At 61.1% G+C, this 14,339-nt stretch carries 7 protein-coding genes and 1 CRISPR repeat array; of the genes, 4 read left to right on the top strand and 3 right to left on the bottom strand.

What is annotated here, in order from left to right; translation table 11 throughout:
* The first annotated feature begins 100 nt into the window (after nucleotides 1–100).
* The 3 genes from cas9 to cas2 are packed head-to-tail and all read left to right on the top strand — an operon-like array spanning nucleotide 101 to nucleotide 4,695.
* Nucleotides 101–3,412 carry a type II CRISPR RNA-guided endonuclease Cas9 gene (gene cas9, locus BMY84_RS14335; protein ID WP_093084734.1) on the top strand — a complete coding sequence of 1,104 codons (3,312 nt, stop codon included), beginning with the start codon at nucleotides 101–103 and terminating at the stop codon, nucleotides 3,410–3,412.
* Between the two features lie 24 nt (nucleotides 3,413–3,436).
* Nucleotides 3,437–4,360, top strand: coding sequence for a type II CRISPR-associated endonuclease Cas1 (cas1, locus tag BMY84_RS14330; RefSeq protein WP_093084733.1), 924 nt, complete (start codon nucleotides 3,437–3,439; stop codon nucleotides 4,358–4,360).
* Nucleotides 4,361–4,389: 29 nt separating this feature from the next.
* Nucleotides 4,390–4,695 carry a CRISPR-associated endonuclease Cas2 gene (gene cas2, locus BMY84_RS14325; RefSeq protein ID WP_256215256.1) on the top strand — a complete coding sequence of 102 codons (306 nt, stop codon included), beginning with the start codon at nucleotides 4,390–4,392 and terminating at the stop codon, nucleotides 4,693–4,695.
* Nucleotides 4,696–4,767: 72 nt separating this feature from the next.
* A CRISPR array of direct repeats spans nucleotides 4,768–8,496; the repeat unit is 36 nt; unit sequence ATCATAGCCGCTCAGAGATCGCGGTCCAGCGGCAAC.
* A 68-nt stretch (nucleotides 8,497–8,564) separates the two neighbouring features.
* Here cas2 and BMY84_RS14320 read toward each other — a convergent pair.
* From BMY84_RS14320 to BMY84_RS14310, 3 genes are all read right to left on the bottom strand, one after another.
* A complete protein-coding gene (locus tag BMY84_RS14320; protein WP_093084730.1) occupies nucleotides 8,565–9,524 on the bottom strand; it encodes a hypothetical protein in 960 nt (319 codons plus the stop codon).
* Nucleotides 9,525–9,816: 292 nt separating this feature from the next.
* Entirely contained in the window at nucleotides 9,817–10,266 is a 450-nt protein-coding gene (locus BMY84_RS14315; RefSeq protein ID WP_093018300.1) for an Lrp/AsnC family transcriptional regulator, read from the bottom strand.
* Nucleotides 10,267–10,339: 73 nt separating this feature from the next.
* Nucleotides 10,340–11,359 carry a cyanophycinase gene (locus tag BMY84_RS14310; protein ID WP_093084728.1) on the bottom strand — a complete coding sequence of 340 codons (1,020 nt, stop codon included), beginning with the start codon at nucleotides 11,357–11,359 and terminating at the stop codon, nucleotides 10,340–10,342.
* 176 nt (nucleotides 11,360–11,535) lie between these two features.
* On the opposite strand from BMY84_RS14310, the gene BMY84_RS14305 reads away from it, so the two are divergent.
* On the top strand, nucleotides 11,536–14,334 hold the full coding sequence (locus BMY84_RS14305; protein ID WP_093084727.1) for a TonB-dependent receptor plug domain-containing protein: 2,799 nt from the start codon (nucleotides 11,536–11,538) through the stop codon (nucleotides 14,332–14,334).
* Nucleotides 14,335–14,339 lie beyond the last annotated feature (5 nt).

Genomic DNA, 14,339 nt, shown 5'->3' with positions numbered 1-14,339 from the left:
AGTCACTTCGCTCTACAATATGTTCAATTCAGAAGATAATCCTGCTTGACGAACAGAAAAGGAAACGCCCCATTGACCTTCAAAGGAATGGGGGATTTTTATGTCAAAGGCAGGAACGAGATATTGGCGTTTTGGCGCTGATCTTGGCGCTAACTCACTCGGTTGGGCTGCGATCGAACTGGACGGGCCAGCGCCGAACGGCAAGCCGTTTGCTATCCTTGCCGCCGGCTCCCGCATTTTCAGCGATGGCCGCGACCCCAAGTCTGGCGCATCACTCGCGGTCGACCGGCGTGATGCTCGCGCAATGCGGCGGCGGCGGGATCGTTTTCAGCAGCGACAGAAAGCGCTGATCAAATATCTGATCGCCGACGGGCTGCTCCCCACCGACGAGACTGCGCGAAAAGCAATGGCGGCGATCGACCCCTATGAAGTCCGCGCGCGAGCACTGGATGAGGCGCTGTCCCTGCCCGAACTGGGCCGGGCGCTGTTCCACCTGAACCAGCGGCGCGGCTTCAAGTCGAACCGCAAGGCCGATCGCAAGGCGGACGATGATATGGGCAAAATCGCGATCGGCATCGACCGAACGCGCAATGCCATCGCCGAAGACGAAGAGGCGGCAGGCGTCGAGCCAGGCAGTTGGACCTTTGGCAAATGGCTATATGAGCGTCGCCTGGTCGGCAAGCCTGTCCGCACCCGGCTTCGCCCGGAAAGTGCCGATGATGCCAAGGGCGATGGCTATGATTTCTATCCCGGCCGCGCGCTGATGGAGGAGGAATTCGACGCCATCTGGGCTGCGCAGGCGCCGCATCATCCCGATGTGCTGACGAACGAAGTTTATGAACGGCTGCATGAGATCATATTCTACCAGCGCCCCTTGAAGGCGCCGCAAATCGGCATGTGTACGCTGCGGCCTGGCGACAAGCGACTGCCCAAAGCCCATCCTCTGTTCCAGAAGCGGCGTTTGCTGGAGGAGATCAACGCGCTGATGATCGTGCGCCCCGGCGAGGTCGCACAGCGATTGACGCGGGAAGAGCGTGACACGCTGTTCCTGAAGCTGAAGGACAAGGGCAAGGTTAGCTTCGCTACGCTGCGCAAGACGCTGAAGTTCGATCCCGATGCCCGCTTCAACAAGGAGAGCGAGAACCGACCCGACCTGAAAGGTGACGAAGTGGCCGCCACCATGGGCGCCAAGACGCGCTTTGGCACGCGCTGGGTGCATCTGTCGGTGGACGAACAATGGGACGTCATCGCGCGGATCGACGAGATCGAGAGTGACGCGGAGGACGCAGCATTTCGTGCATGGCTGGTGGATAGCTATGACCTGAGTGCAGAGCAGGCGCGCGCCGTCGCCAATGCGCCGCTGCCGCCGGGCTATGGCCGCTTTGGCGAGACGGCGACGCGCAAGCTGATCGACGCGCTGCGCGATGGCGAGAAGGATGGCCGCGTAATCGTGTATAGTGAGGCGGTGGCGCTGGCGGACCTTGGCCATCATAGCGATTTGCGCAAAGGCACGACCTTCACGGATGAAAAAGGCCGCCCGCAACTCCCTTATTATGGCGTGGCGCTGGAACGGCACATCATGCCCGGTACGGGAAATCCATCCGATCCGGAGGAAATGCGGGTCGGCCGACTGACCAATCCGACCGTGCATATAGGCCTCAACCAGTTGCGCCGGATCGTGAACACTTTGATCCGCGCTTATGGCCCGCCCGCCGAGATCGCGATCGAACTGGCGCGCGAACTCAAGCTGACCGACGAGGACAAGAAGCGGATCAACCGGGAGAATAATGACAACCGGATCGCCGCGGAACGGCGGTCGGAAAAGCTGCTGGCCATTGGCAAGCCCGACACTGGCGGCAACCGGGCGTTGCTGAAATTATGGGAGGAACTCAATCCCGCCAATGTGCTGGACCGGCGCTGCATCTATACCGGTACGCAGATTTCCATCGACATGCTGTTTTCCGCGGCGGTGGAGGTCGATCATATCCTGCCCTTCACCGCGACGCTGGATGACAGCAATGGCAACAAAATCGTCTGCATGCGGGAGGCCAATCGGGAAAAGCGCAAGCGATCCCCCTATGAGGCATGGGGTCATGGCGCTCGCTGGGAAGAAATTGCCGCGCGTGCCGCGCAGCTACCGCGCAACAAGCGCTGGCGGTTCGAGCCGGACGCGATGGAAAAGTTCAAGGACGCGGGCGGGTTTCAGGCCCGCCATCTGGTCGACACCCAATATCTCGCCCGACTGTCGCGCGAATATCTGGCGACACTCTATCCCGAAAAGGGGGAAGGCAGCGGCCATATCTGGGTTTCGCCAGGGCGACTGACAGAGATGGTGCGGCGCAAGCTGGGCCTGAACGACCTGTTGCCCGACCATAATTTCGGTGGCGGCGCGGATCAGGCCAAGAACCGGCTGGACCATCGCCATCATGCCATCGACGCGGTGGTCGTGGCGATCGTCGATCGAAGCATGCTCAACGAGATTGCGCGCGTATCGGGACAAGAAGGCGTAGATGGCCGCGAGCGCATCGAAATTCCACCACCCTGGAAAGGCTTTCGCGACGACCTGCGCGCCGCCGTCAACGCCATTACCGTCAGCCATCGCACCGACCATGGCACTGCCTCCAAGACAGGACTGCCCAAGGGCAAGGATGCGACCGCCGGCCGACTGCACAATGATACCGCCTATGGCCTGACTGGCGAAGTCGATGCGAAAGGCAACAGCATCGTCGTACGCCGTGTGCCCCTGATCAGTTTCAAGAAAATCACAGATCTGGACCGAGTCCGGGACGCCGATTTGAGAGCCGCGCTCTATCAGCATCTGGACGGGCTGGAGGGCAAGGCCTTCGAGAAGGCGCTGGCCGAGTTCCCCAGACTGGAATGGCATCCCTTTGGCGGCGTGCGCCGCGTGCGCGTGATCGAGCCTTTGACCGTCATCCCGATCAAGGACCGGAATGGACGCATCTATAAGGGATATAAGGGCGATTCCAACTATCGTTACGACATATGGGAATTACCGGACGGGAAATGGGAGGCAGAAGTGGTTTCGACATTCGACGCACATCAGCCAGGCTGGATATCGAAAATCCGTGCCAATAATCCCACTGCCAGAAAGGCTCTGAGCCTGCACCAGGGAGACTTGATCGCGATCGAGCAGGAAAGTGGGATGCGCAGACTGATGATCGTCACCCAATTCTGGCAGAATGGACAGGTTCGCCTGGTCGAACATAATGAAGCCGGCAAATTGGAAGAGCGAAACAAGTCCAAGGATGACCCATATCGAAACTACTCGCCAACCTGTGGCGGATTGAAAAAAGCAAGGGCAAGGCGGGTCCGCATCGACGAACTCGGCCGCGTCATGGACCCCGGCTTCCCGGCACGCACTGCCCGCCGCAAAACGCGCAAGCCGGGCTGACGAGCAGGCGGAGGCGCAGTAAAGGTGGACCGGATCGTCGACATCGCCACCGACGGCCGCCATCTTTCTGCCTATCGCGGTTTCCTGATCGTATCGGAGGATCGCGCGGAAGTTGGCCGCATCCCGCTGGACGACGTCGCCGCCGTCATCGTCCATGCGCATGGCGTCACATGGTCGACCAGCCTGATCGTCGCGCTAGCGCAACGCGGGGCGGTGATGGTGCTCTGCGGCAGCAATCACGCCCCCGTCGCCGTCTGCCTGCCTCTGGACGGCCATCATGCCCAGAACAGCCGGATGCGCGCCCAGTGGGAGGCAGGCAAGCCGCTGTCCAAGCAATTGTGGCGCCGGATCATCATCGCCAAGATCCGGTGGCAAGCCGCGGTGCTGGACGCCAATGGCATCCCCTCCTCCGCTTTCGACCTGCTCGCCCGACGCGTGGGATCGGGCGACCCCGACAATGTCGAGGCGCAGGCGGCGCGCCGTTACTGGCCGTTGCTGATGGGGGAAGGCTTCCGGCGGGATCGGAATGCAGAAGATATCAACGCCTTGCTCAACTATGGCTATACGGTGCTGCGGTCACTGTGCGCGCGTGCCGTGGTCGGCTCTGGCCTGCACCCGTCCATCGGCGTGCACCATGCCAATCGGACCAATGCCTTTGCCCTGGCCGACGATCTGATCGAACCGTTCCGGCCACTGGTCGATGCGCTGGCCCTGCGGCTTTTCGCGCGCGGTATCGTCAGCGTAACGCCGGAGGCCAAGCGCGCCTTTGCCAGTCTGATCGCGCTCGACCTGCCCGGCCCGGACGGAACGACCACCGTGTCGGGCGCCGCGAACCGCGCCGCGCAAAGCCTGGCGCGTGCTTTCCAGAGCGGACAGGCGGCCGACATCCTGCTCCCGTCACCCCCGTCCGCGCTGGAACTGGCCGGACTCGATTCGCTGCTCCCATGAGCGCGAGCCAGTTGAGCGGATACCGGCTGATGTGGATTTTCGTGATGTTCGACCTGCCTGTGACGACTAGGGAGCAAGCCCGTGCAGCCACGAAATTTCGCGAGTTTTTACTGGATGAAGGTTTTGAGAAGAGCCAGTTTTCGGTCTATGCTCGCTTCTGCAACGGCAAGGAACAGTTTGAAACCTATATGCGGCGGGTCGAGTCGAGCTTGCCGGATCGCGGTGATGTCCACATCCTCAGTTTCACGGACCGGCAATATGAAAATATCGTGCGATTTTCAGGACAGCGACGACGACGACAGCAGAAAAATCCGGATCAGCTTGCTTTGTTCTGATGATTCGCGCGCATTTTGCGGTGATGGATCAACGGTTATTGCAATGTTTTTCAATGCAATAACCGTTGATCCATCATAGCCGCTCAGAGATCGCGGTCCAGCGGCAACGACCCGGCGACTTGGAACACGGCCTTGGTATCATAGCCGCTCAGAGATCGCGGTCCAGCGGCAACATCGCCTTGCCCTTGCCCGGCTCTTCCAGAATCATAGCCGCTCAGAGATCGCGGTCCAGCGGCAACGTATTGGCACCGGGCCTTCGCACATCGGAATCATAGCCGCTCAGAGATCGCGGTCCAGCGGCAACTTCCATGGCAAGCGCCAGTTGACGTGGTCGATCATAGCCGCTCAGAGATCGCGGTCCAGCGGCAACGGCGGCAAGGTGGTCAACGGCCTGGTCAAGATCATAGCCGCTCAGAGATCGCGGTCCAGCGGCAACTGGAATGGTGCACCCAAGAGGATTCGAACCATCATAGCCGCTCAGAGATCGCGGTCCAGCGGCAACGAAAGGGGCAAGGTCGAAATCATGTCCGACATCATAGCCGCTCAGAGATCGCGGTCCAGCGGCAACCGGAGGCGCGTTAGGTGTTTGTCGATCGCGATCATAGCCGCTCAGAGATCGCGGTCCAGCGGCAACAGGCTTGCAGAGGGTCCACAGATTGGTGTCATCATAGCCGCTCAGAGATCGCGGTCCAGCGGCAACAGAAGGCTGCCGCTCAGGATCGCGCAAACGATCATAGCCGCTCAGAGATCGCGGTCCAGCGGCAACCGGTGTCACCCTTTGTGAAGGCCATCCGAAATCATAGCCGCTCAGAGATCGCGGTCCAGCGGCAACCTGGCCGGATTTTGTCCGACGGAGCGCAGAATCATAGCCGCTCAGAGATCGCGGTCCAGCGGCAACAAGCGCGCGTTCTTCACAACATGCGCCGAAATCATAGCCGCTCAGAGATCGCGGTCCAGCGGCAACGTGGAAGCTGAACGCGAGAAGCTGAACCGCATCATAGCCGCTCAGAGATCGCGGTCCAGCGGCAACGCGCCGATCGAAGTGGCGGACGGCCATTTCATCATAGCCGCTCAGAGATCGCGGTCCAGCGGCAACTGCAAGGAGGCCGAGATACCCTATATCCCGATCATAGCCGCTCAGAGATCGCGGTCCAGCGGCAACCGGTCCAAGCTCGAAGAAAACCGCCAGGAAATCATAGCCGCTCAGAGATCGCGGTCCAGCGGCAACTCCACGACTGCTGCGGGCACGGCGATTGCGATCATAGCCGCTCAGAGATCGCGGTCCAGCGGCAACAAAAGTTTGGTCGTCGGCATCGACGCCGGGATCATAGCCGCTCAGAGATCGCGGTCCAGCGGCAACGGTTGTCGGACCAGATCGACGGTGAAGCGAATCATAGCCGCTCAGAGATCGCGGTCCAGCGGCAACGTCAAGGATCGCGGCGCCGCGCGGCCGAGCATCATAGCCGCTCAGAGATCGCGGTCCAGCGGCAACACGCCACGCGCATCATAGTCGCCGCGCGCAATCATAGCCGCTCAGAGATCGCGGTCCAGCGGCAACGCGTCCGAGGCAGCGGAAAGCGGCGTCGAGATCATAGCCGCTCAGAGATCGCGGTCCAGCGGCAACCGGCCGTAGCGCATCCGCAGCCCGTCAGCATCATAGCCGCTCAGAGATCGCGGTCCAGCGGCAACGCCGAATTGGCACCCGCCAGCAATATGTAGATCATAGCCGCTCAGAGATCGCGGTCCAGCGGCAACCGGAAGAACACCCGGGGCTCCAAGCGCCCGATCATAGCCGCTCAGAGATCGCGGTCCAGCGGCAACAGGCGAAACAGTCGGAACTAATCCACGATTATCATAGCCGCTCAGAGATCGCGGTCCAGCGGCAACCGGATGCTGATATTCCCCTTGGCATAGGCGATCATAGCCGCTCAGAGATCGCGGTCCAGCGGCAACGTCGAACATCTGCAGTTCGGCGCGTAGAGCATCATAGCCGCTCAGAGATCGCGGTCCAGCGGCAACCTGCTTGCGGCGGCTGACCAGATTGAGGAGATCATAGCCGCTCAGAGATCGCGGTCCAGCGGCAACCGTCCGGTAATCGTTGATAGCTTGCGCCAGATCATAGCCGCTCAGAGATCGCGGTCCAGCGGCAACTGCTGACGGAGCCGACCGCAGCTGCCCGAGATCATAGCCGCTCAGAGATCGCGGTCCAGCGGCAACACGAAATCCGCCTCGCGCTGGATCGCGCGCATCATAGCCGCTCAGAGATCGCGGTCCAGCGGCAACAGCGTGCTGTCAGCATAGAGCGCCTGGAACATCATAGCCGCTCAGAGATCGCGGTCCAGCGGCAACATGGCGTCATCGGCACGATCAGCCCGGTCAATCATAGCCGCTCAGAGATCGCGGTCCAGCGGCAACTGAAGATCCTGCGTATGTCCTGTCTGGCCGATCATAGCCGCTCAGAGATCGCGGTCCAGCGGCAACGTGTAGGACCGTTGAGGATGCAAAGAGGGGATCATAGCCGCTCAGAGATCGCGGTCCAGCGGCAACCGTTATCTCCTTGTGGCCGACGCCGAAGAAATCATAGCCGCTCAGAGATCGCGGTCCAGCGGCAACCAGCATCTGGTCCGCCAGCAAAGCGGCCGCATCATAGCCGCTCAGAGATCGCGGTCCAGCGGCAACGATTGATCGAAATTCGGGCGATTATGCAACATCATAGCCGCTCAGAGATCGCGGTCCAGCGGCAACCCGCGCAGGATCATCGCCACGCCACCCTTCATCATAGCCGCTCAGAGATCGCGGTCCAGCGGCAACTGTGGGCCAGACGGTCAAGGGCGAAGGGACATCATAGCCGCTCAGAGATCGCGGTCCAGCGGCAACAGCACTTCCGCCATCGAACGAACATTTTCGATCATAGCCGCTCAGAGATCGCGGTCCAGCGGCAACCGATTTATACAGCCATACACGGGCGTAGGCATCATAGCCGCTCAGAGATCGCGGTCCAGCGGCAACCGTTTCGTACCGCGCGCGGATGGCCGCGCTATCATAGCCGCTCAGAGATCGCGGTCCAGCGGCAACGGCGTGCCAGTCGGCGCGAAGGTAACGCAGATCATAGCCGCTCAGAGATCGCGGTCCAGCGGCAACGCGATCACGTCGGAGGCCAACACGCGCGCCATCATAGCCGCTCAGAGATCGCGGTCCAGCGGCAACATGCAGATCAGCGCGATCGGCAACAGCGTCATCATAGCCGCTCAGAGATCGCGGTCCAGCGGCAACAACGATGGCACCGGCACCGTGCTGGGCGATATCATAGCCGCTCAGAGATCGCGGTCCAGCGGCAACCGCCGCAGCCAACGATCGCGCCGCCAATGAATCATAGCCGCTCAGAGATCGCGGTCCAGCGGCAACGCAGAGGCCAAGGCCACCCCGGCAACGGAAATCATAGCCGCTCAGAGATCGCGGTCCAGCGGCAACAAGCGCGCGTTCTTCACCACCTGCGCCGAAATCATAGCCGCTCAGAGATCGCGGTCCAGCGGCAACCCTGAGAGGCCGGTAAAAGCCCTGTCACTGATCATAGCCGCTCAGAGATCGCGGTCCAGCGGCAACTCGACCTGCTTGGGCGCAGCCTTGACCTTGATCATAGCCGCTCAGAGATCGCGGTCCAGCGGCAACCCGGCAGTCAGGGGGCCAAGGAAGTGCGCTATCATAGCCGCTCAGAGATCGCGGTCCAGCGGCAACAAGACCCGGTGTTCGCACGCGGCAACAAGCATCATAGCCGCTCAGAGATCGCGGTCCAGCGGCAGAAGTCGGGCTTGGTCCGCACCGCATAGGTAGACAGGAAGTTGCGCACCGACGTCCGCAAGGCACCCGGGTCATAATAGCCCGGCGCCGGTATTGCGTCGCTGGCCGGGCGGACGGACGGCACGATCTGCATCACTGTCGACCCGTCGCCCTTCAACAGCGGCCAGGCCTTGCGCGTATGCGCCATCAGGTTGATATCCTGCGGAAAGACGCGGTTGTAGAAACCGAGGAAACTGGCACCCGGCACGGTAAAAGCTTCGTCGTCGAGAAAGGCCGCCTTGCCCGCATCGATCGCGGCCACCCGCGCCAGCGCTGCGTCGATCAGGCGATTGTTGCTTTTGATAGCGCACCACGAAGGCTGGCGAATAATGCGCACCCTCCTTGCTCCAGCCATTGGCCGACGCGTAAATATCGAGCGACGGATCGGTGCGCTTTCCATCCGCTTCATCCACAATCGAGGCGTCGAGGCTGAGCAGGACCATGCCCGCGTGCCCCCAGTTGGAATCGATCAGCATTACGCCATCGGCGGCTGGCATGCCGGCCAGATTGTCCGGGTATTTGGACAGGCGCGCCGCCTGCTGACAGGATGCAACGCCATTTTCGGCGATCATCTGATAGGCGCTCATAATCGTCGCGCCGCCACTATGGCCGAACAATATCACCTTCTGGATGCCTGGTTGCTTGCGCAGCCAGACGACACCTTCCTTCGCTTCGGCAAGGATGCGGTCCAGTTGACCTTCATCCACGGCGTTGATCTTGTTGGTGCTGTTGTTGGCGCACGGCACGGTATAGCCGCGCTGCGACAATTGGGTGCGGGGCGGGAAGCTGAGATAGTCATTATTGGCATGCATCACGAAGATGGCGATGCCTTTCTTCGCCGCGTCGGCAGCCGGCTCGTACAGGACGCCCGGCACGCCCGGCGCGATCTTCACATAGCGGGTCTGCACCTGAGCCATTTCGGCAATAGCCGGTGCAGCGAGCGTGCTGACAGCGACAGCCGCCAACAGGGACAGGGCGAAAGGACGGTGCATGGATCAGGCATGCCTCAAGTCGATTTTCTTGGCAGGAGCATTGCGCTCCGTTGCTGAACCGACTTGTGAACGAGGCGACCAAACCGAAAATGAACAGGGGTAGGCGGCCGAAACTGGACCCGATGGATCGACATTCTGTACGAAGCAAAAAAGCAGTGGCGGGTAACGCACCTGTGGAATGGACAGGTCGGAACGGGATCAAAGCGCGATCAGGCAGGTGATACGCCTTATATATCTTCGACAGCCAATATGATCCTGACGTCATGGTCGGCCATTCAATCGCTGAACCCGCCTATCGCTCCAACTTGGTCGCCAGCAGCACCAGGGTCGTCGTCCGCTCCATGCCGTCAAACTGACCGATATCGTCGATGATATCATTCAGTTCGGCCCCATCATCGGCCTCCAGCACGGCAATGATGTCATATTCGCCGCTGATGGCATGGACCGCCTGAACATGGTCGATCCGCATCAGCGCCTGCTCTATGTCGCGGCGATGGCGCGGCAGGGTCTTGATCATCATGTGCGCCCGCACCCGACTGGCGGAGAAGACCGAGCCGAGACGGATCGTATAGCCCGCCACGATGCCGTCTTCCTCCAGACGGGCAATGCGCGAATAGAGATGCCCCCGCGATACACCGAGTTCCTTGGCAAGCTGGGCGATGGGCTGGCGTGAATCCTGTCGCAACAGGCTCAGCAGCCGTTCGTCCAACTCATCGAGGCGCAGACCGCCATGGGGCATCATCGCCCCATGGCGTCCATCGCGCCATGCGGATTACCGTTGCCCGTCATATAGTCATCATATCGGGCCGGCAGGGTCATGGCAAAGGCCGTTCGCCATCCTTGCTCAACCGCACCTGACCAGCCTGCACGTCATAGAGCCGCTGGAAGGTCGGCCGATCCACGCGCCCCTGCGGCAGATGCACGACCGATCCCGCGCCAATGCCCGTGACGGATATGGCGGAAGCATTGAGCGGCCCCTGAACTGGGAGATTACGCAGCGCGGCACCATCGACCAGCCATGCCCCACCTTGCGGATCGGTGGCGTAGATGCGCGCCACCCCATCCGGTTCAACCGCCAGAGACGCGCTTTCATCGACGCCCAGCCCCAGCATGGCAGGCTGATCCACCGGACGCCCCACCTGCGCCTTGGCCACGAAGGCGAACAATCGACCCAACCGATCCCGCTCCTTGAAATGGGTGTCGGTCACGATCCCCTTGAGCAGCGTCAGGTGCAGAAAATCCCCTTCGATCGTGTTGGCAGGACCGAAGGGCTCGGCCAGCGCTTCTGCGCTGGTGATGCTGCCATCGTCCATCGCACCGTAAAGCTTCTCACCCAACATGGCGAGGCCTGCACTGGTCCCCGCCAACGGCTTGCCCGCGGCGACATGGGCATCCAGCGCTTCGGCGACCGGTGTGCCGCGCCAGAAGCGGACATAGCGGGCCTGATCCCCCCCGGCGATGAAGATGCCGTCGGCATGTTTCAGACTGGCGAGAATCTTCGGATCGGTCGCCGCACTGCGATCGGCAAAGACGAATGTTTCGGCAGACTGGATGCCACCCAGCTTGTGATAGAATTCCTCGCCGATCTGCCCTTTCTGCGACGCCCGCAATATGACGATATGGCCATGCCCAGCCTTCGCGAAGAACCATTTCATGGCATCGGCATTGCGATCGCCACCGCCCAGCAACAGCAGGCCGCCGGACACTGGATCGGGCGTTGGCGTCGTCAGCTTGCCCAGTTGATAATGACGATAGGATGCCTCCTTCGCCTGCGCCCCGCTCATGGTTAGGACCATGGCGGCCAATGCGATGGCAGCCCCCAGCGCGCGTCGCATAGCAATCTCCCGTCCGATCAGATGCGCATTTTCATGTCACATATTGTCCACAGGACAAAACAATATGTTCCACATCTCCATCACAATGATTGAATCATACGCAGGTTTCTGATGTAACAATCGGAAATATGGGGATGCAGAGGCGCGTGGGGCGCCATCCCCGGAATGGGGGCAATATGAACTTCGCGGAACGCCGTATCTTTCGGGCGATGCTGGGCCTGGGCTGTTGCCTGCCGGCACTGATCGGCAGCGCGACGGCACAGACTGGCGGGCAGCCGGAGGGCGAGCCGGAAATCATCGTCACCGGATCGCGCATTCCCCGCGCGGCGCAGGAAGGACCGGCCCCGGTGACGACCATCACCGCCGATACGATCCGCGCTAACGGCTATACCAGCGTTCCCGACATCCTGCGCGCCGTCACCCAGAATGGTGGCGAAACGCAGAGCCAGCAAAGCTTCAGCGGCGCCAGCTTCACCCCCGGCGCGCAGCAGGTCGACCTGCGCGGGCTTGGCCCCAATCATACACTGGTGCTGGTCAACGGCCGTCGCATCGCGGACTTCCCCCTGCCCTTTCAGGGGCGCAGCAACTTCACCGATATTTCGAACATTCCATTGGGCCTGATCGATCAGGTCGAAGTGCTCAGCGGCAGCGCATCGGCCATTTACGGGTCGGATGCGATTGCCGGCGTCATCAATTTCAAGCTGAAGGACAAGGTCGACGGCACGACGATCGACTATCGTGCCGGGCGGACGGAACATGGCGGCGGCGCATCCCACCGCATCACCGCGACCACGGGCTGGTCAAACGATCGCTTCCATATCGTCGCGGGTGGCGAATATCTGCTGCAACGCCCGATCTGGGCCTATCAGCGCAAGATTCAGGACAGCACGGCCGATAATCCCACCACTGCCTCGCCCCTCGCCCGGCGGACCTTCCTGCGCTACAATCCCGATGCCGACGAATATGTCGATCCGGGCGCGGCGACCTGCGGCGCTTTGTCCGGCCTCAATGGCGGGTCGACCTATTATGCGTCCCGGCCGCGCTACGGCGCCTACGACGACGAGCTTGAAGATTATGGTCCCGGCTATTTCTGCGGCAGCAACACGTCGATCGGCTATGGCACCGTCATTTCACGCCGCGAAGGCTTCAACGGCTTCGCATCGGCGGGTTACGAACTGTCCGACAATGCGCAACTGTTCGTGGACGCGCAGTTCGGCATCAGCAAGGTGGCGCTGATGTCCGATGTGCTCAACTGGGGCTATCAGAATAGCGCAGGCAGCAGCGACACGACCTTCTACAATAGTTTCGATGGCCAGCTGGACGATTGGTATCGGCAGTTCACGCCGGAGGAATCCGGTGGCTTCTCCAAGGTGATGACCCGCAACCGGCAACAGACGTTCAGCATCACGCCGGGCGTGAAGGGCGAGTTTGGCGGCACATGGAATTACGAACTCTCCTTCAACCACAGCGAATATAAGGCGAAGGTCAAATTCCCGCAGGTGATCGCGGCCAAGGCCAACGCCCTGTTTCTGGGCGAACAGCAGGGCGTGGATGAAGATAGCGGCTATCCGATCTTCAATGCCGATCCCGCACGCCTCTACACGCCGCTGACCCAGTCGGAATATGAGAGCATCACCGCCTACAGCGTCTATAATCCCAAAAGCTGGACCGACAATCTGTCGGCCACGATCAGCAGCACCGAATTGTTTCAGCTCCCCGCTGGCCCGGTCGGCTTCGCTGCCGTCGCGGAACTGGGCAAGCAGGGCTATGACCTCAATCCCGATCCGCTGGCGCTGACCGACTATTATTACGGCCTCAAGGACAGCGACGGTCAAGGCAGCCGCAAACATTGGGCGCTGGGTGGCGAATTGCGCGTGCCCGTCACCAGCTTCCTGCAACTGTCGGGCGCGGCCCGCTATGACCGGTTCCGTTTTGGCGGTAGCAGTGTGGGCAAGTTCACCTATAATGGCGGGATCGAGCTGCGGCCGACCAGCACGCTGCTGCTGCGCGCCGCCTATGGCACCAGCTTCCGCGCGCCCGACCTGCATTATGTGTTCACCGGTCCGGGCAACACCCATCCATCCGCGACCGATTATTATCTCTGCCGCACGGAAGAACCGGACGAGGATATCGGCGATTGCAGCTATGCCGATGAAGGCATCGTCGCCCAACGCAACGGCAATCGGAAGCTGAAGCCCGAAACCGCCCGATCGATCAATGCCGGCATCGTCTGGTCGCCTTCCCGCCATTTCGACGTGTCGGTCGATTATTTCCGCGTGTCCCTGTCCAATCAGGTGCAGGATCTCAGTATCGACACGCTGCTGCGTGACGAGGCGGACTGTCGGATCGGCACGACGATGGGCGGCGCTGCGGTCGATATCAATTCGCCCACCTGTCAGGATGCCCTTGCCCGCGTCCATCGCTTCGTCGGTGGCGTAAATGACGGGGAACTGGATTCGGTGTCGGTCAATCCGATCAACATCGCGCATGAAAAGACCAGCGGCATCGATATCGCCTTGCATGGCAGCCTGCCGACCAGCTTTGGCGAATTCGGCCTGTCCTTCGCCCACACCCATGTCTTCGACCACATCTTCCGCCAATATCCGGGCGATGCGTCGATCAACAAGCTGGCGGCAACCAGCGGCTATTATATCCCGCGCGACAAGACGACGGCGAGCGTCAGCTGGTCGCTGGAAGGACTGAAATGGACGGTGGAAGGCAAGCGTCTGGGCAAGCTGCCCAATTATGACGAGGACGCCTATATCAGGGCGAGCTACCTGTTCAACACGACGCTGCAATATGACTTTACCGATCATCTGCGCGGGTCGCTGACCGTGACGAACCTGTTCGATCAAAAGCCGGTCAAGGACCCGAGCTACGCCGCCTATCCCTATTATGACATTAGCTGGTTCGACAGCGTGGGCCGCAGCATGTTCCTGCAACTGACCTACAAGCTGGGCGGCGGCGCCCTGTAAGACGA

The sequence above is a fragment of the Sphingobium sp. AP50 genome (assembly GCF_900109095.1).
In the GTDB taxonomy this organism is placed as follows: Bacteria; Pseudomonadota; Alphaproteobacteria; order Sphingomonadales; family Sphingomonadaceae; genus Sphingobium.
Note: the sequence above shows the minus strand (reverse complement) of the source record. Positions and strands in the feature narration are given on the sequence as shown.